Origin of the sequence: Streptomyces sp. NBC_00259, from assembly GCF_036181745.1 — a bacterium.
In the GTDB taxonomy this organism is placed as follows: Bacteria; Actinomycetota; Actinomycetes; order Streptomycetales; family Streptomycetaceae; genus Streptomyces; species Streptomyces pratisoli.
Genome location: NZ_CP108080.1, coordinates 4,135,545 through 4,153,196 on the forward strand (window position 1 = coordinate 4,135,545; position 17,652 = coordinate 4,153,196).

At 71.7% G+C, this 17,652-nt stretch carries 17 protein-coding genes and 1 pseudogene; 5 read left to right on the forward strand and 13 right to left on the reverse strand.

Annotated features, from left to right (window positions below; translation table 11 throughout):
- Positions 1 to 44: 44 nt before the first annotated feature.
- Positions 45 to 902 carry a maleylpyruvate isomerase family mycothiol-dependent enzyme gene (locus tag OG766_RS18630; protein ID WP_266380779.1) on the reverse strand — a complete coding sequence of 286 codons (858 nt, stop codon included), beginning with the start codon at positions 900 to 902 and terminating at the stop codon, positions 45 to 47.
- Positions 903 to 992: 90 nt separating this feature from the next.
- Between OG766_RS18630 and OG766_RS18635 the strand changes: the two genes are divergently transcribed.
- Positions 993 to 1,400, forward strand: coding sequence for a YybH family protein (locus tag OG766_RS18635; RefSeq protein ID WP_328725811.1), 408 nt, complete (start codon positions 993 to 995; stop codon positions 1,398 to 1,400).
- A 66-nt stretch (positions 1,401 to 1,466) separates the two neighbouring features.
- On the opposite strand, the gene OG766_RS18640 is transcribed toward OG766_RS18635, so the two are convergent.
- Positions 1,467 to 2,684 (reverse strand): PP2C family protein-serine/threonine phosphatase, encoded by a 1,218-nt coding sequence (locus OG766_RS18640; RefSeq protein WP_328725812.1) that lies wholly within the window; start codon positions 2,682 to 2,684, stop codon positions 1,467 to 1,469.
- A gap of 326 nt (positions 2,685 to 3,010) precedes the next feature.
- Here OG766_RS18640 and pstS point away from each other — a divergent pair, with 326 nt between their 5' ends.
- Positions 3,011 to 4,081: a phosphate ABC transporter substrate-binding protein PstS gene (gene pstS / locus OG766_RS18645; protein ID WP_328727497.1), complete on the forward strand. Its 1,071-nt coding sequence runs from the start codon at positions 3,011 to 3,013 to the stop codon at positions 4,079 to 4,081.
- Between the two features lie 6 nt (positions 4,082 to 4,087).
- Here the strand turns inward: pstS and pstB are convergent, their stop codons facing one another.
- From pstB to ribA, 5 genes are all read right to left on the reverse strand, one after another.
- On the reverse strand, positions 4,088 to 4,942 hold the full coding sequence (pstB, locus tag OG766_RS18650) for a phosphate ABC transporter ATP-binding protein PstB (RefSeq protein ID WP_266380788.1): 855 nt from the start codon (positions 4,940 to 4,942) through the stop codon (positions 4,088 to 4,090).
- A gap of 49 nt (positions 4,943 to 4,991) precedes the next feature.
- Entirely contained in the window at positions 4,992 to 5,894 is a 903-nt protein-coding gene (gene pstA / locus OG766_RS18655) for a phosphate ABC transporter permease PstA (protein ID WP_266380791.1), read from the reverse strand.
- Entirely contained in the window at positions 5,891 to 6,841 is a 951-nt protein-coding gene (gene pstC / locus OG766_RS18660) for a phosphate ABC transporter permease subunit PstC (protein WP_328725813.1), read from the reverse strand. The genes pstA and pstC overlap by 4 nt, the downstream gene beginning before the upstream one ends.
- Complete coding sequence (locus tag OG766_RS18665) at positions 6,838 to 7,812, reverse strand: PstS family phosphate ABC transporter substrate-binding protein (protein WP_328725814.1); 975 nt, start codon at positions 7,810 to 7,812, stop codon at positions 6,838 to 6,840. The genes pstC and OG766_RS18665 overlap by 4 nt, the downstream gene beginning before the upstream one ends.
- A gap of 206 nt (positions 7,813 to 8,018) precedes the next feature.
- Complete coding sequence (ribA, locus tag OG766_RS18670; RefSeq protein WP_443045509.1) at positions 8,019 to 8,675, reverse strand: GTP cyclohydrolase II; 657 nt, start codon at positions 8,673 to 8,675, stop codon at positions 8,019 to 8,021.
- Positions 8,676 to 8,814: 139 nt separating this feature from the next.
- Between ribA and OG766_RS18675 the strand changes: the two genes are divergently transcribed.
- Both OG766_RS18675 and OG766_RS18680 read left to right on the forward strand, forming a co-directional pair.
- Positions 8,815 to 9,630, forward strand: coding sequence for a creatininase family protein (locus OG766_RS18675; protein WP_266380803.1), 816 nt, complete (start codon positions 8,815 to 8,817; stop codon positions 9,628 to 9,630).
- Complete coding sequence (locus OG766_RS18680) at positions 9,627 to 10,547, forward strand: RibD family protein (protein WP_266380807.1); 921 nt, start codon at positions 9,627 to 9,629, stop codon at positions 10,545 to 10,547. Before OG766_RS18675 ends, OG766_RS18680 begins: the two co-directional genes overlap by 4 nt.
- Here OG766_RS18680 and OG766_RS18685 read toward each other — a convergent pair.
- From OG766_RS18685 to OG766_RS18705, 5 genes and pseudogenes are all read right to left on the reverse strand, one after another.
- Positions 10,479 to 11,393 (reverse strand): annotated as a pseudogene (locus tag OG766_RS18685) (lysylphosphatidylglycerol synthase transmembrane domain-containing protein); the annotation flags it as partial. The gene OG766_RS18680 and the pseudogene OG766_RS18685 overlap by 69 nt on opposite strands.
- Before the next feature lie 53 nt (positions 11,394 to 11,446).
- Positions 11,447 to 12,322 (reverse strand): methyltransferase domain-containing protein, encoded by an 876-nt coding sequence (locus OG766_RS18690; protein ID WP_266380812.1) that lies wholly within the window; start codon positions 12,320 to 12,322, stop codon positions 11,447 to 11,449.
- On the reverse strand, positions 12,319 to 13,455 hold the full coding sequence (locus OG766_RS18695; RefSeq protein ID WP_328727499.1) for a glycosyltransferase family 4 protein: 1,137 nt from the start codon (positions 13,453 to 13,455) through the stop codon (positions 12,319 to 12,321). The genes OG766_RS18690 and OG766_RS18695 overlap by 4 nt, the downstream gene beginning before the upstream one ends.
- A gap of 47 nt (positions 13,456 to 13,502) precedes the next feature.
- Positions 13,503 to 13,901 (reverse strand): 6-pyruvoyl trahydropterin synthase family protein, encoded by a 399-nt coding sequence (locus OG766_RS18700; RefSeq protein ID WP_266380815.1) that lies wholly within the window; start codon positions 13,899 to 13,901, stop codon positions 13,503 to 13,505.
- A gap of 157 nt (positions 13,902 to 14,058) precedes the next feature.
- Positions 14,059 to 15,057, reverse strand: a complete 999-nt coding sequence (locus tag OG766_RS18705; protein ID WP_328725815.1) for a zinc-dependent alcohol dehydrogenase — start codon at positions 15,055 to 15,057, stop codon at positions 14,059 to 14,061.
- A gap of 114 nt (positions 15,058 to 15,171) precedes the next feature.
- On the opposite strand from OG766_RS18705, the gene OG766_RS18710 reads away from it, so the two are divergent.
- On the forward strand, positions 15,172 to 15,948 hold the full coding sequence (locus OG766_RS18710; RefSeq protein WP_328725816.1) for a CDP-alcohol phosphatidyltransferase family protein: 777 nt from the start codon (positions 15,172 to 15,174) through the stop codon (positions 15,946 to 15,948).
- Here the strand turns inward: OG766_RS18710 and OG766_RS18715 are convergent.
- A complete protein-coding gene (locus OG766_RS18715; RefSeq protein WP_323137295.1) occupies positions 15,878 to 17,557 on the reverse strand; it encodes a sulfatase in 1,680 nt (559 codons plus the stop codon). The genes OG766_RS18710 and OG766_RS18715 overlap by 71 nt on opposite strands.
- Positions 17,558 to 17,652: the final 95 nt, after the last annotated feature.

A 17,652-nucleotide genomic window follows, 5' to 3' on the forward strand; every position in this document is an offset into this window, starting at 1 on the left:
CGCGGTGGCGGTCCGGTGGCACCCGTACGCGGCGCCGCCGGATCTCAGGGCGCCGTGAAGAGCGTGGGGAACCGGGGCGCGAGCCAGGGCTTGCGGCCCCAGGCCAGAATCCGGCCGGAGGCGATCGCGCCCCACGGCTCGCGGCGGCCGAGCGCCATGAGCAGGAACGTGACCGGCTCGATGAGGATGGTGCAGTCCGGGCGGCCGGGCGGCGTACCCACGGTCGGCGTACCGACCGTCGGCGTCCCTACGGTCGGTGTGCCGTCGGCGAAGGCGACGCCGAACGCGGCGCCGCCCCGGAGCCTGATCGTGTAACGGGCCGTCAGTCCGGCGGCGGCCGGGGCGCTGACGACGCGTGGCATGGCCGTGGTCATGAAGGGCAGGGTCAGCTCGACCCTGCCGCGGTCGATCATGTGCGGCCGGCGCAGCGCGCGGGCCAGGTCGTAGCCGTGGCCGAGCATGTGCGTGAGCAGGTACGAACCGAGCGTCGCGTGATCCATGGGGCCCAGCGGGGTGCTGAGCGTTCCCCGCGCCGTGGTCCCGTTCACCGCGTCGAGGAACGCGCCGGCCCGATCCGTGATCATCTGCGCCAGCGGGCCGGCCCCGCGCTCCCCGAACTCGGCGAGCACCCGCTCGTTCGCGGCGGCCAGGCTCTGCGCGGTGCCGTCTCCGTGGGGGCGCTCGATCCCGGCAGCGAGGTCGGCCATCAGCGCGTTGGCCTGCGCCAGATGAGCCGCCGCCTCACCCAGGGTCCAGCGCGACCCGGGCACCGGGACACCCGTGTCGGCGCTCCCGTGCAGCAGCGCGGCGATCTCCTCGGCCGTGTCGCGTATCGCGTCACCGAGACCTTCGGGCAGAGTGCCCTCTGTCTCCTGCCTCTCCTGCCCTGCGGCCGCTGTCATGTCGCTCCCTGCTCGTCCTCGGGTCCGCGGTACCCAACCAGGTGGCGGGAGGCCGTGGCAAGAGCGAAGCGACGAGGAGTGTGATCGGCCGTGCCCCACGACGAGGAACGGATCAGGACCCTGATCGAGGACTGGGCCGCCGCGGTGCACGCGGCCGAGCTCGAAGGCGTCCTGGCGCACCACTCCGACGACATCGTGATGTTCGACGTGCCGCCGCCCTTCGAAGGCGTCCGCGGCATCGACGCCTACCGCGCGTCATGGCCGCCGTTCTTCGCGTGGCAGCGGCAGGGCGCCTCGTTCGAGATCGTGTCGCTGGACATCACCGCCGGCGACGACGTCGCCTACGCCCACGCCCTGCTGCGCTGCGGTACCCCTCGGGAACTCGCGGAACAGCCGGACCTGCGCCTGCGGCTCACGCTCGGCCTGCGCAAGGAGCGGGGCGGCTGGGTCGTCGCGCACGAGCACCACTCGTTCCCCGACACCTCCGTCGGGACGTGAGTCGTCTCTGACGAACGACGAACGACGAACAGCGGATCCCGGAACGGGAAGCCGCTCCGTACGCCGTCACGGGGGATGCCACTCCGCCAGGACGATCGTGGCGTCGTCGTCCAGGCGCCCGTGCTGGTGCTCGAGGATCGTGTGGATCAGACGGCGCAGCGCCTCGGGCGACTTCTCGCCCGCCGCCGTCGCGCGCACGATGTGGTCGGCCAGACGCTGCTCCCCGAAGTAGTCGCCGTCCGGCGAGTGGGCCTCGGTGACACCGTCGGTGTGGATCAGCACCCGGTCGCCCGGCTCCAGATGCGCGGTGTGCACGGTGCGCGGGGCGTCCGCGTGCGCGGGCCCGAGGCCCAGCGGCAGCTCGGACTCCCGCTGGAGGGCGCCGGCGATGACGTGCTGACCCCGGATCAGCAGGGGCGGCGGGTGCCCGCAGTTGATCCACGTGAACACGCCCCCGTCCAGATCGAGATCGGCGAAGACGGCGGTCAGCAGCCGGTCCGGGATCCACCGGCCGAGCGCCTCGTCGACCGTGACCGCGATGCCGTCCAGCGACTGCCCGGCCCGGCGGGCACAGCGGCAGCCGGCCATGGCGACGGCGGACGCCAGCCCCGAGGCCAGGTCGTGGCCCATGGCGTCGACCACGGACAGATGGAGACGGCCGTCCATGAGGCTGTGGTCGAAGGCGTCCCCGCCGATCTCGTACGCGGGCTCCAGCACCGCGCTGGACGTCACCCGGCCGGTGCCCAGCGTGCGGGGCGGCAGGAACGCCCACACCATCTCGGCGGCCAGGCTCATCGGGCGGCTGCGCACGGTCTGCAGGATGGCGTCGCTGTACTCCGTCCTGGAGACCACGACGAGGGCACTGAGATCGGCCAGGGCCTTACAGCGCTCCAGAAGGGCCGGGTCCAGGGAGTCGGAGACGATCTCCAGGACACCGATGCGCTCGATGCCGTCGACGAGGGGCAGCCACACCTTCAGCGCCCCCTCCGACTGGCTGAGCCGCATCGACACCGTCCGGTACGCCCATCCGGCCAGGGTCCCGTCCACGGCCAGGGCGCCGTCCTCCGGTTCGTGGTGCCGGTCGTCCCGCTCGTCCGTCCGGCCCGGCGGTATCAGCGGTACGAGCCGGTGCTGCTGGATGTCCGAGAGGAGGATCCGGGCACTGCGCAGGCCCAGCGCCGCCGCGGCCCGTTCGACGAGCACCGGCAGCTGACCCGGTTCGGTCTGATGGGACTCCTCCAGGATCCTGGCCAGCAGCGACCCGTACTCGGCATCCTTCACCACCCACCACCGCCCTGCGTGCGGCCTGCCGCCGTGCGCGGTACAACGACCGGCCTGCGCGGCCGGCTCTCGCTTTCTCAGTATGCGGCCGCCCGGCGGCCCGCACGCGCCGGGCTTCCCGCCACGGTGGCCGGGCCGCGCTCACGTGGCGGACGGCCGTACGTCGACTGATGTTCGCCTCGGCGTCACCCGTCTCCCCGAAACATTGACGAGCATCTGTGCCAGCGGACGTGGTGAAGGGAATGACGGTGCAGCGCAGAGGCAGCAGAGGTACGAGACGCACACGACGCGTCAACCGTTGGACCCGGTGGACCGGCCCGGTCGTGGCCATGGTCACGGGCGCGCTGCTGCTGACCGCGTGCGGAGGGGAAGAGCCGCAGGACGACAAGCCCGAGCCCAAGCCCGTCGCGATGAACATCGACTGCGCCGCCGCCGGCATGGTGCAGGGCTCCGGATCGACCGCCCAGCAGAACGCGATGAAGCGCTGGATCGACCAGTACCAGCGGGCGTGCCCCGGAGTGCGGATCGCCTACAACCCGATCGGATCCGGCGCCGGTGTCGCGCAGTTCCTGCGGGGAGCCACCGCCTTCGGCGGAACGGACAGTGCCCTGGGCGAGCAGGACGTCGAGATCTCCCGGACGTTCTGTCCCGGCGGGCGGGCCATCGACCTGCCGATGGTCGGTGGCCCCGTGGCCGTCGGCTACAGCCTTTCCGGCATCAACGACCTGGTCCTCGACGCGCCCACCCTCGCCAAGATCTTCGACACGCGCATCACCATGTGGAACCACCGCGACATCCAGCGCCTCAACCCCGGGATCAAGCTGCCCGATCTGGCGATCACCGCGGTGCACCGCTCGGACGACTCGGGCACGACGCAGAACCTGAACGCCTATCTGTCGGGTGCGGCGGCCGACGAGTGGCCGTACGAGGCGAAGAAGGCGTGGCAGGCCAAGGGCGGTCACTCGGCGTCCGGTTCGGACGGTGTCTCGTCGGCCGTGGCGGGGACGCAGGGTTCGATCGGCTACTTCGAGCTGTCCTTCGCGGCCACCCAGAAGATCGACACGGTCCGGATCGCGACCGGCGCGTCCGAGCCCGTCGAGCCCAGCGCCGAGAGCGCCTCGCGCGGCATCGCCCAGGCCAAGGACGTCGGCAAGGGCAACGACATGAAGCTGAAGTTCAACTACAGGACGTCCGCCGACGGCGCGTACCCGATCGTCCTCGTGACGTACGAGGTCGTGTGCGACACGGGAAACCAGCCGTCGAGCCTGAGGGCGCTGAAGTCGTTCCTGACGTACACCGCCGGCGAGGAGGGGCAGAAGCTGCTGCCCTCGATCCACTACGCGCCGCTGCCGGACGGCGTGGCCGCCAAGGTGCGGAAGGTCATCGCCGCCCTGTCCTGAGGGCGCTCAGCCGAACCTGCCCGAGATGTAGTCCTCGGTGCGCTGGTCGGACGGGTTGCTGAAGAGGTTGCCCGTCTCGTCGTACTCGACCAGACGCCCGTGCCGTACGCCGTTCTTGTCGACGTCGGCGGAGAAGAAGGCGGTGCGCTCGGACACCCGGGCCGCCTGCTGCATGTTGTGCGTGACCACGATGATCGTGAACTCCTGGGCCAGGTTCTCCATCAGGTCCTCGATCTTCGCGGTGGCGATCGGGTCGAGGGACGAGCACGGCTCGTCCATGAGGATCACCTCGGGCTTGACCGCGATGGTGCGCGCGATGCACAGGCGTTGCTGCTGGCCGCCGGAGAGGGCGAGCGCGGAGGCCTTGAGCTTGTCCTTGACCTCGTCCCACAGGGCGGCGTGGGTGAGGGTCTCCTCGACCAGGTCGTCGATGTCGCCCTTGAAGCCGCCCACCCGGGGGCCGTAGGCGATGTTGTCGTAGATGGACTTCGGGAACGGGTTGGGCTTCTGGAAGACCATGCCGATGCGCCGGCGGACCTCGATGGGGTCGACGTCGCGGCCGTAGAGGTCTTCGTTGTGGTAGCGGATCTTGCCGACCACCCGGGCGTCGGGCAGCAGGTCGTTCATCCGGTTGAAGCAGCGCAGCACGGTGGACTTGCCGCAGCCCGAGGGGCCGATCATCGCCGTGATCTGGCGGGCCCCGATGTTCATGTTGACGTCGCGCACGGCCTCGTGGTCGCCGTAGAAGACGGACAGGCTGCCGACCTCGAAGACCGGGCCGGCCAGCGGCGGCGCGGCGTCGCGGTGGGCGACGTCCGGCGGCCGGGTGCCGCCGGAGGCGTGGCTGGGGGGAGGGGTCATCGCGTTCTCCACCTCGGGGACCTCGGGGTCGGTAGCGGTGCCACGGCGCTCACCAGTGGCGGGAGAAGTGGTTGCGCAGCCAGATCGCGAGCGAGTTCATGGCCAGCAGGATCACCAGCAGGATGACGATCGCCGCGGAGGCGAGCGCGGTGAACTCGGCGCGGGACTGGCTGATCCAGTTGAAGATCTGGATCGGCAGGACGGTGAACTGGCTGTGCACCCCGGTCGGGTTGAACGTGATGAACGTCAGCCCGCCGAGCAGCAGCAACGGCGCGGCCTCCCCGATGGCGCGGGACAGCGCGAGGATCGACCCGGTGGCCATGCCGGGCACGGCCGCCGGGAGCACCTGGCGCCATACGGTCTGCCACCGGGTGGCGCCGAGGGCGAGGGAAGCCTGCCGGATGGACTGCGGAACGGCCCGGATCGCCTCGCGGGACGAGATGATCACGATGGGCAGCACCAGCAGGGACAGCGTGAGCGACGCGGTCAGCACGGTCTGGCCGAAGCCCAGGCCGCGGGAGATCACGCCCAGGCCGAGGATGCCGTAGACGATCGAGGGGACCGCTGCCAGGTTCTGGATGTTGATCTCGATGGCCCGGTTCCACCAGCGGTCGCGGTCGGCGTACTCCTCCAGGTAGATCGCGGTGAGGACGCCGGTGGGCAGACAGTAGAGCGCCGTGAAGGCGATGACCCAGATCGTGCCCGTGATCGCCGACTGGGCGCCGGCGTTCGAGGGGTCGATGATGTCGGGGAAGTTGGTCCACAGCTTCGGGGTGAGCCGGGACCAGCCTTCGACGACCACGTAGGTGAGCAGACCGACGAGGAAGACGACCCCGATGGCCAGCGAGGCCCACAGGCCGGCCCGGAAGAGCCGCTCCCGCAGGGGCGTGCCGCGGCCCTTGAGCCGGGGGGCGCCGGGCGTGGCCGTCGGGAGGGCGGTGCCGGTGGTCATTCGTACACCTCCCGGTATCTGCGCACCAGACGGATGCTGATCAGGTTCATCACCAGCGTGATGGCGAAGAGCAGCAGGCCCACCGCGAAGATCGTCTGGTAGCCGGTGGAGCCGGTGGGCAGATCGCCGATACCGGCCGCGGCGATGAACGCGGTCATCGTCTGCATGCCTTCGAGGGGGTTGAAGGTCAGGTTCGGCCGGCCGCCGGCCGCGATGGCCACGATCATCGTCTCGCCGATCGCGCGGGAGATGCCGAGCACGATGGCGGCGACGATGCCGGACAGCGCGGCGGGGAACACGACCTTGGTGGAGACCTGCATGCGCGAGGAGCCGAGGGCGTACGCACCGTCGCGCAGGGAGCGGGGCACCGCGGTCATGGAGTCCTCGGCGAGCGAGGCGATCGTCGGGATGATCATGATGCCCATGACGAAGCCCGCCGAGAGGGCGTTGAAGACCTGCGGGGGGTCGTTGCCGGGCCAGATCTGCTGGAGGAACGGCGTGATGGCCTTGAGGGCGAAGAATCCGTAGACCACCGTCGGGATGCCGGCGAGGACCTCCAGCACGGGCTTGAAGACGCTGCGTGCCCGGCGGCTCGCGTACTCGCTCAGATACACGGCCGCCCCCAGGCCGAGCGGGACCGCCACCAACAGAGCGATGCATGTGACCACCAGCGTGGCCGTCACCAGCGGGATGACACCGAAGTGCGGTGGCTCGAACAGCGGTGACCAGTCGGTTCCGGTGATGAACTCCCCGAAGCTCACCTTGCCGAAGAACGCGACGACCGGCGGGATCAGCGCGATGACGATGCCGACCGTGGTCAGCAGCGAGACCAGCGAGGCGATCACCAGGAGGGCCTTGACGGCCTTCTCCCCGTAGCGGGGCTGGGACCGCCTCAGGAAGCCGGGGCTTCCCGGTGCGGCTCGCTTCCGAGGCGCCGGGGAACTCATGGCTTGTGCTGCTCGCGCAGTCTCTGGAGGGCCTTGTCCAGCTCGGCCTCCTGCTGGGCGTTGAGCGGGACGAACTGGGCGGCCTCGGCGATGTCGGCGTTGTTCTCGACGTAGTACTCGACGAACGCCTCGACTTCCCTCCGGTCGAGCGCGGCGGCGTTCGGGTAGATGAACAGCGGACGCGACAGGGGCTTGTACGTGCCGTTCTGGACGGTGGTCCGGCTGGGCGCGACGCAGCCGTCGCCGCCGTCGATCTTCAGGACCTTCAGCTTGTCCTGGTTCTCCTCGTAGTACGACAGACCGAAGTAGCCCATGCCGCCCTTGGAGCCGGCGACGCCCTGGACGGTGACGTTGTCGTCCTCGCTGGGTGTGTAGTCGGTGCGGGAGCGGCCCTCTTCACCGTTGACGGCCTGGGTGAAGTAGTCGAAGGTGCCCGAGTCGGTGCCGGCGCCGAACAGCTCCAGCTCGACGTCGGGGAAGGCGGGGTCGACCTGGTTCCAGTTGGTGACCTCGGAGCCGGGCTCCCAGATCTTCCTCAGCTGCTCGACGGTCAGGCACTCGGCGAAGTCGTTGTCCTTGTCGACCACCACGGACAGGCCGTCGTTGGCGACCTGGAACTCCTCGAACCTCACGCCGTTCCTGTCGCAGCGGGCCTTCTCCTCGGGCTGTATCGGGCGTGAGGCGTCGGAGATCTCCGTCTCGCCGTTGCAGAACTTCTCGAAGCCGCCGCCCGTCCCGGAGGTGCCGACCGTGACCCGGACGCCGGGATTCTGCTGCTGGAAGAGCTGGGCCGCCGCCGTGGAGAGCGGGGCCACCGTGCTGGAGCCGTCCACCCTGATCGTGCCGGAGAGCTTGTCGCCGCCGCCCTGGGAGCCCGCGTCCGCACCGCCGCACCCGCCGGCGGCCAGCACGACGGCCGCCGCCAGGGCCGCGGGGGCGATGGCCCGGCGCGGTGAGGGGAGGATGTTCACGTCAACTCTCGATCCTCATGTGCGCACTCGCCTCATAGATTGACAAAGTACCCCATAAGGTCATCGGGAGTGGTGCGGCCGCCGGGCGTTCGGCCGCCGGAGTGATCATCGACGGCGGCCCCGTGCCGCCGCTGGTGTCGCCGCCCGTGCCGCCGAACCGTTCGCCGCGGCGGCCCGCCCGGCGCGACGGGCGGCGCCGCACCGGCTCACGACTGGTCGGCGGCGCGGTCCAGGTGCGGCAGGTGATGGCCCAGGCGCTCCCGCTTGGCCCGCAGATAGAAGATGTTCTCCTCGCGCGGCTGCGTCAGCAGCGGAACCTGTTCGGTGACCTTGATGCCGTGCTGCTGCAGCGCCTCACGCTTGCGCGGATTGTTCGACATCAGCCGCACGGACCGCACACCCAGGTCGTGCAGGATGTCCGCCGCCACCCCGTAGTCGCGGGCGTCGACCGGCAACCCGAGCGCGAGGTTGGCCTCCACGGTGTCCAGCCCCTCCGCCTGCAGCTGCATCGCCCGGAGCTTGGCCAGCAGGCCGATCCCCCGGCCCTCGTGGCCCTGGAGGTAGACGAGGACGCCGCGTCCCTCGCTCACGATGGCCCGCAGCGCGGCGGACAGCTGGTCCCCGCACTCGCAGTGCCGGGAGCCGAAAGCGTCCCCGGTCAGGCACTCCGAATGCAGGCGGGTAAGCGCGTCGTCACCCTCGATGTCGCCGTACACCAACGCTATTTGTTCGTCACCGCGAATGCGATCCAGGTAGCCGATGGCAAGGAAAACACCGTATTTGGTGGAGAGTTGGACAGTTGCCATGCGTTCGGTGTCTTTTGAACTCACGCCTACGCGGAGCGTGCCATCGCTGTCTGTCATGACCGGATCCTATCGGGTAGCCTCTGGTGGGGAACTCGGAATCGGTGAGGAGATCTCAACCGGTGTGTTGATTCAGCCGGTTAGGACCGGCCGTATCTCGTGGAACGAATAAAGAGCGAAGAAGGAAAGGGGCGGGAACATGAGCGGCCCGCATGTGCGACCGCCGGAGCCGGGACTGCTGCCGTGGGACACGACGGCGGACGCCGGTTCGCGGCGTGCCGATGTCGCCGTCCTGCCCATCGGCAGTTTCGAGCAACACGGTCCCTACCTCCCTCTGTTGACGGATACGGTCATCGCCTGCGCGATCGCCAGGGAGGTCGCCGCCGCGTACCCGGTCCTGCGACTGCCCCCGGTGACGATGTCCTGCTCGCACGAGCACGCGGCCTGGCCGGGCACCGTCAGCATTTCCGCCACGACGCTCCATGCTGTCGTACGGGACATCGCCGAATCCCTTCGCCGCTCCGGAATCGGCAATCTGATTCTGATCAACGGACATGGTGGAAACTACGTGCTGCGCAACGTGGTTCAGGAATCCGCCGGCAGCGGCACCCGAATGGCGCTCTTTCCCGGTTCGGCCGACTGGAGTGCGGCGCGGGACCGGGCCGGTGTACGGACGCCGTCGCACAGCGATATGCATGCGGGTGAAGTGGAGACGTCGATCCTGCTGCACGAGCAGCCGGAACTCGTTCGCCCCGGACATATGACCTCCGATTTCCTCGCCGACGACCGGGAGCATTTGCTCACCCTCGGTCTGCGGGCCTACACGGAGACCGGCGTGGTCGGCCGTCCGTCCCTGGCATCGGCCGAGAAGGGTAAGGAATTGCTGGCAGGACTCGTGGATTCCTTCGCCGGGTATTTCTCGCTCATGGTTCCGGCGGACTCCTCGGGCGCGTTCGCGGCGGAGCCTGCCGCCGCGGCCGACTCCCCGGCTCCCGCCCGGCAGGTGACCCGATGACCGGCCGTGCCGCCGGGCACGGTGCCGGCGCCGGACCGCTGGACGCGCCGGGCGCCTGGGAGCAGTTGCTCGGCATACGGTCCCAGGAGCGGGCCGACGCCGCCGGACTGCACCGCGACGCGGACGGCAGGCACGTGTGGCGGAACGCCTCCCCCGAGGCGGACGTCCTCGCCGACCGCTATCTGTCGCTGTGCCTGGCCGGCCCCCGCTTCACCTTCGCCCAGCTGGGCCAGAGCCTGGACGGCTTCATCGCGACCCGGAAGGGCGACGCCGACTACGTCACGGGAGCCGAGGACCGCGAGCATCTGCACCGGCTGCGCGCGCTCGCCGACGCGGTGGTCGTCGGTGCCGGTACCGCCGTCGCGGACGATCCCCGGCTGACGGTGCGCGCCTGTACCGGCCCCAACCCGGTGCGCGTCGTCCTCGACCCGCACGGCCGGGTGCCGCTGCGGCGGCAGGTGTTCACCGACGGCGCGGCCCCCACCCTGTGGGTGGTGGGCGCCGACTGCGAGCGCGGGCAGGCCGGTCCGGACGCCGAGCGGATGCCCGGAGTCGACGTACTGACCCTCCCCGACAGGGCCGCGTTCGCCCCCGGCCGCCTGGTGCACGAGCTCGCGCGGCGCGGCCTCGGCCGGGTGCTGGTCGAGGGCGGCGGCGTCACCGTGTCGCGTTTCCTCCACGAGGGCGCGCTGGACCGGCTCTACGTCACCGTCGCACCGGTCCTGATCGGCGACGGCGTCCCGGGACTGGGCTTCCCCGGCCCCGAACTGATGCGGGACGCGCTCCGTCCGCCGACGCGCCGCGCCTTCCTCGGCGAGGACACCCTCTTCGAGTTCGATCTGCGGACGCCGCATCCCGGCGAACCACTGGACGGCGAGAACCCCGATGCCGGGCAGGCTCGCGGCGAAGGCCAGTAGCCCGTACACGACGGCGGTCGTCAGCCCCTGGGCCGCGCCCAGGCCCGCGGCTCCGAAGGCCCAGGCGGTGACGCCCTCCCTGGGCCCCCAGCCGCCGACGTTCAGCGGCAGCGCCATGGCCAGCAGTGCCAGCAGCATCAGGGGCAGCAGGTCGGCCGCGGGCGCCGTCGATCCGGCGGCCCTGGCGGCGAGGAGGAACATGGCGAGATGGCCGGCGAGTACCGCCACGGACGAGACCAGCACCCCCGGCCAGCTGCGCCGGCCGAGCAGCCCGAGCCGTGCCTCGGTCAGCGTGGTGCGGACCGCCCGGCGCCAGCGCGAGGTGTCCCGCCTCCCGCGGAGGCGGACGACGGCCGCGGCCGCCGCGCCGCACAGCACGGTGAGGACCGCCGCGGTGGCCGGTGTCGTGACGAGGTGCCGAGCGAAGCGGCCGGCCTCCACCAGGGGCCGGGACGGGTGCGCGACGAGCAGCGCCACGCCGGCCGCGACGAGGACCCCCTGGCCCGCGATCCGTTCGAGCAGGACCGCGCGGACGCCCCGGCCCACGGCACCGGTGCTCCGGCCGTGCCGAACGGCACGGTGCACATCGCCGAGGACGCCGCCGGGCAGCGCCGCGTTCAGGAACAGGGCACGGTAGTAGTCCGCGACGGCCCGGCCCAGCGGCAGCCGCATGCTCAGGGCCCGTGACACCAGGCACCAGCGCCAGGCGCTGAGCACGGTGGTGAACAGACCGAGCCCGAGGGCCGCCAGGAGCGTGGGGCCGTCGATGCCGTGCAGGCCGTCCAGGAAGGCGCCGGTGCCCTGCCACCACAGCATCGCCGCGAGGATGGCCGCCCCGGCCAGCATGCCGAGCCGCGCGCGCAGCGCCCGTACGGCCCGGACCGCGCCGTCCGCCCGGATCACGAGGCGCCGCCCGCCGGCCGGGGCAGGGCCAGCACATCGCTGTGGTGCAGCGTGACCCGCAACTCGCCCGCCTCGCACTGCTCCAGACGGCGTCGCAGGTACGCGTCGGCGCGCGACGCGAGGTCGGGCCGGTGCTCGACGGCGGCGCCGACCCAGCCCCGGAGCCACTCCGCCGTCAGCGGCGCCGTTCCGGGCCCCAGCCGCCACGGGCTCGCCTGCACCTGTACGGTCATGCCGCGCCGCGCGAAGGCCACGGAGGCCGCCGCGACGGCGTCGGGTCCGAGGAGCCGGCGGCCCTGGTCCACCCGGCGCTGGTGTGCGTTGAACGCGTCGGCGATCTCGGCGTCCATCGGGTGCGCCGGGGCGAGATCGACCCGTCCCACCACGGACAGCGCCAGCAGGGCCGGGCAGCCGGCCCCGGCGCAGGCCGCGACGAGACCGTCCAGCTCCTCGCGGGTGAGCAGGTCCAGCAGGGCGGAGGCCGTCACCAGCGACGTGCCGGCGAGACCCTCCGCGGTCAGCCGGGCGACGTCACCGCGGTCCGTCGACACGGTCACGGGGCTGCCGTCGTCGGCCGTACGGGGCAGCCGTGTCGCGGCGAGTTCGAGCAGCGCCGGGTCGTGGTCGTGCAGGATCCAGTGCTGAGGGCCGGGCAGCCGGGGAGCGAGCCAGCGCCCCATGGAACCGGTGCCGCAGCCGAGGTCGCGGATCACCAGCGTCGCGTCCTCGTCCGGCAGCCGCGAAGCGTCCGCGGGAACCCGCAGACCGTGCCGCAGCGGATCGAGGAGCTCGGCGGCGCGGGCGGCGGCGTCGGCGGCCTCCCGCAGCGCCAGCCATTCGGGGGCGAAACGGGTGACATCGGTCGCGCTCACACGGCCTCCAGGGGGTTCAGCCGGACTTGTTCCAGCGCCTTGGCCAGGCTCCGCGCCGTCGTCTCCCAGCCGGCCAGGGCTGTGCGCCGCCGGCGCGCGGCCGCTTTCGAACGGCGGCGTTCGCCGGGCTCGGCGAGCCAGTGACGCAGTGCCGCCACGAGGGCCTGCGGGTCCTGCGGCGGTACGAGGACGCCCGGCACGCTGCCGTCGGGTGTCCGCCCGACCGCTTCCGGGAGTCCGCCGACGGCCGTCGCGAGTACGGGAACGCCCCGCGCGAGCGCCTCGGTCGCGACCATGCCGTACGTCTCGTTGTGCGAGGCGAGCACGAGGAGGTCGGCGGCGGCGTAGCTCGCGTTCAGCTCGGGGCCGGTCCGGGGGCCGGCGAGGTGCACCCGGTCGCCGAGGCCGTGTTCCTCGACCAGCTCCCGCAACCGGGCGACGTAGTCGGGGGCTTGGCCCAGGCTGCCGACGAGGACGCAGCTCCACGGCAGGCCGGCGACGGCCGCCAGGGCCTCCACCAGTTCGTGCTGTCCCTTGCGCGGGGTCACCGAGGCGACGCACAGCAGACGTGGGGCGGCGCTGTCCGTGTCGTCGTACGCGGCACCGGCCGGATCGCCGTTCGCGATGCTGTTCGCGGTGCTGTTCGCGGTGCTGTTCGCCAGGGGCGCGACATCGGCTCCCGGGGCGGCGACATGGACCCGGCCGGGGGCGAGCCCGTGGAGCTCCACGAGCCGGCGCGCCGCCCATTCGCTGGTCGCCACGACCGCCGCAGCGGCCCGCAGCGTCCTGCGTTCCCCGGCCTCCAGCGCCGCGGCCGCCTCCGGGGCGAGCCCGGTCTCGTCGCCCAGCGGCAGATGCACCAGCACCGTCAGGCGCAGCCGTTCGGCCTCGGGGACGACGATGTCGGGCGCCGCGCAGGCGACCAGTCCGTCGAGAAGGACGAGGCTGCCGTCCGCCGACTCACGGAGCACCCGGGCCAGTTCGGCGCGCGCGCCGTCTCCGGGCCGCGGCCAGTCGCCCGTGACGGTGTGCTCGTGGAGCTGCCAGCCGAGCTGGGGCAGCTCCCGGCACACCCTGCGGTCGTAGGTGTTGCCTCCGCTCGGCGCGGCCGGGTCGTCGACGGTGCCGGGCATCACGATCCGGACCGAACGCTCGGGCACCGGTGTGCCGGCCGCCTCGTTCACAGAGTCCGCTCGTAACTGGCCCAGGCGATGTGGGACTCGTGCAGCGTGACCGTGATGCCGGTCAGGCCGCGTGCTCCCTCGCCCAGCGCCCCCTCGTGCACCCGGTCGGCCAGGCGGTCGGCGATGACCTTCGCCAGGTACTCGGTCGAGGTGTTGACGCCGGCGAAGGCGGGTTCGTCGTCGAGATTGCGGTAGTTGAACGCGCCCACCACGCCGTTCAGTTCACTGGTGGCCAGTCCGATGTCGACCACGATGTTGTCGGCGTCCAGCTCGGGACGGCGGAAGGTGGCGTCCACCAGAAACGTCGCTCCGTGCAGTCGCTGCGCGGGTCCGAAGACCTCGCCGCGGAAGCTGTGAGCGATCATGAGGTGTTCGCGGACTGTGACGCTGAACAACGGCTGTGACCTCCGGGTCCGATGGATCTGGCCTGCGGTTCCTGCCCTTCACTACGGCTGGAGCATGCCGCGTGTTCATCCGCGTGTCAGGCGTGATCCACGGCGGCGTGTCGGACCCGATCCGCGGTGGAGCGTCAGGCGTGACCGCCGGTGGGCGTCAGGCGCGATCCCCGGTGGCGGGCGTGTCGTACAGCACGCGGTGGCACAGCCCGGGAAGCTCGCCCGCGGCGATCCTGGCCATGGCCTTCGGCAGGTCCTCGAAGGCGCACTCGCCGGTGACCAGGGCGTCGAAGGCGGGGTCGGCGAGCAGTTCGAGCGACAGCGCCAGCCGGTCGGCGAAGCTGCGGCGCGAGCGGCGGGCCTCGGACACCCTGCCCACCTGGCTGCCGCGGAGCACCAGCCGCCCGGAGTGGAAGGCCTCCCCGAGCGGCACGCTGATCCGGCGGTCGCCGTACCAGCTCAGCTCCAGGACGGTGCCCTCCGGGGCGAGGAGCTCCAGTGCACGCGTGAGCCCGGCCTCGGTGGCGCTCGCGTGGACGACGAGGTCGCAGTCGCCCAGGGCGTCCTCGGGCAGCGCGAAGTCGACGCCCAGCGCGGCGGCCACGGCGGCGCGCGCGGGTTCGGCGTCGACCAGCTGGACGCGGACGCCGGGGAACCTGGCCAGCAGCGCGGCGACGGAAGCGCCGATCATGCCGGCCCCGACGACGGCGATCCGGTCGCCGACCAGCGGTGCGGCGTCCCACAGGGCGTTCACCGCGGTCTCCACCGTCCCGGCCAGCACGGCCCGCCCGGCGGGGACGGTGTCCGGCACCGGGGTCACGGCGCTCGCCGGCACGACGTACCGGCTCTGGTGCGGATAGAGGCAGAAGACCGTACGGCCGACGAGATGTTGCGGCCCCTCCTCGACGATGCCCACATTGAGGTAGCCGTACTTGACGGGCCCGGGGAACTCGCCGTCCTGGAACGGCGCCCGCATGGCCGAGTGCTGACTCTCCGGTACGCCGCCGCGGAAGACGAGGCTTTCCGTGCCCCGGCTCACCCCGGAACAGAGCGTGCGCACCACCACGTCGTCATCGCCCGGCTCGGGCAGGACGACGTCCCGGATCACGCCGTGACCCGGGGAACTGAGCCAGAAGGCGCGGGCGGTGAGCTCCATCGGCGTCCTCCTGCTGAACGCTCGGGTGTCGATTTACGTTCTGAAAATCATGAGACCGCGCACACGCTACGCGGCGGTCATGGACTCTGTCACTCAGCCGGAGGGTGGTACACGGTGGCCCTGAGCAGCGCTTTCGAAACACGGGTGTGGCGCACGGAGACGGCTGCGGGGGCCGGCGCCCAGGCCCTGCTGCTGCTCCTTCTGGGCGCGTCGGCCGGACTGGGGGCCGTGGGCTGGCTCACGGGGCTGGCGTTCACCGTGGGCACCTGGGCGTTGCTCACGCGTGCGCTGCACCGGTCGTGGCCGCCCCGGCCGTTCGGTCCCGCCAACGGCGTGACCCTGGCCCGTACGACCCTCGTCGGCGGTGTGACCGCGCTGGTCGCGGACTCCTTCGTCGGCGCGCCCCCGGTCGCGACGCTGGTCGCGCTGACCACCGTGGCGCTGGTCCTCGACGCGGTCGACGGCCAGGTCGCCCGGCGCACCGGGACGGAGTCCTCCCTGGGCGCACGCTTCGACATGGAGGCGGACGCCTTCCTCATCCTGGTGCTGAGCGTGCACGTCGCCATGTCGCTGGGCGTCTGGGTGCTGTTGATCGGCGCCATGCGGTACGTCTTCGTGGCGGCGGCCCGGGCCCTGCCGTGGCTCAACGGGCCGCTGCCGCCGAGCATGGCCCGTAAGACGGTGGCCGCGGTGCAGGGGATCGTCCTGCTGGTGGCCACCGCCGGGATCCTCCCGATGCCGGCCGCCTACGCGGTGGTCGGCATGGCGCTGGCGTCACTCGTCTGGTCCTTCGGGCGGGACATCAGGGGGCTGTGGTGCCTCAGGGTCCGTGAGGGGGCACCGCTGGTCCGGCCGGCCGTGGCCCGGGCCGTGACGCACGAGCGGGTGTGACCCCGGAGCCGGTGGCGCCGCCCGGGCCGTACGCGGTCAGGAAGCGGTCGCGGAAGGTGTCCATCCGCCAGACCGGGGCGTCCGGGCCGGGCTCCAGGCCGTCGTGCCAGCCCCATCCGGCGATCCGGTCCAGCACGGCCGGGTCGCGCGCGAGGATCGAGACCGGTACGTCCCGCCCGAGCCTGCCGCCGGTGACGGTCGTGACGGGCTGGTGGTCGCCGAGGAAGACGAGGACGGTGTTCTCGTCGCCGTACTTCTCCACGTAGGAGATGAGGCTGTTCAGCGAGTACTCGATGGAGCGCCGGTACTCGGTGCGCACCTGCGCGTCGTCCTTCCACACCTCCGTGGGGTCCTTGCCCTCCTCCTTGATGGAGTCGTAGACGGAGCCGTCCCCGAGTTCGTCCCAGCCGATCATCCTGGGGATCGGCGCCCAGGGGTTGTGGCTGGAGGTGAGGATGACCTCGGCCATCAGCGGCCGGTGTCCCGGCTTGCCGTGCTCAAGCCGCTCGAACGCCGCCAGGCTGAACTGGTCGGGTACGGGTGTCCAGCTGAACTTGGGGCCCTCGTACCCGAGCTGCCGGGAGTCGTAGACGTTGTCGAGGCCGTAGAACTTCCCCTCGGGCCAGGACTGGGTCACACCCGGCATGATGCCGACCGTCCGCCAGGCGCCCGTGTGCCGGAAGGCGCTCGTGAGGGTGAGGCGGTCGCTGGAGGTCAGGGTGCGGTAGCGCTGCTGGTTGCTTATCCACAGGCCCGAGTTGAAGGTGGAGTGGGCCAGCCAGCTGTGACCCCCGTACGTGGGGGAGGTGAGGAAGGCGCTCCGGGAGGAGAACCCGGCCGAGCGCAGCCGGCGCGTCCCGTCCGCGAGCACCGCGTCGACCTCCGGCGCCATCTCCGGGTCCTCGATCGCGCTGCGGCCGTAGCTCTCGACGAAGGCGAAGATGACGTCCTTGCCGCGCAGCCCGGTCAGCAGCCGGTCGGGCGGGGTGTCGCGGAAGGCGTCGGCGGAGGACTCCTCGGCGAACTCCTGTGTGTCCCGCAGGCCCGCCCGTACCTGGTGCACACGGTCCTGGACCTGGCCGGCCGTGCTCCCGGAGGCGATCGGCAGCCCGACCGCCGTGTGGAGCCCGAGTGCGGCCAAAGCCATCCAGACGGTTCCGAGTACGAGCGTGCCCCCGGCCGCGACGGCACTGTGCCGGACGACGAGATCGCTCACCCGGACGACCGCCAGCACGACGAGGACGAGCAGGGCGAGGACGAGGACCACGACCCCGATCTCGGCGCCGATCGCGCCGGCCGGGCCGATGGCGTCCTCGAGGAACGACTCGGCGTCGTCGAGCAGCGCCCAGTCGAGCACCAGGTCGAACGGCCGGCCGAGGACGGAGAAGAAGCCCATGTCGAGGAACTTCAGGACGGTCACCACGCCCAGCCCCGCGCCGGCGAGCACCGCCACGACGCGCCGCGCCCGCGGTGGCAGGACGAGCAGGAGGGCGGTGCCGAAGAGCGCTTCCACGGGGATGCGCGTGAAGACGCCGGGCGTGATGTAGGGGAGCTTGTTCGGCAGGAGGAGGGCGAGCAGCACCAGCAGCACGGCCAGCGCCGTGGTCACGCTCCTCACCGTGAGGCGGCGCCGCGGCGGTGGGCTCTCCTTCCCGGCCTCCGTGTCCCTGTCCGTATCGGTGTCCAGTACCTGGCGAGAGCGTG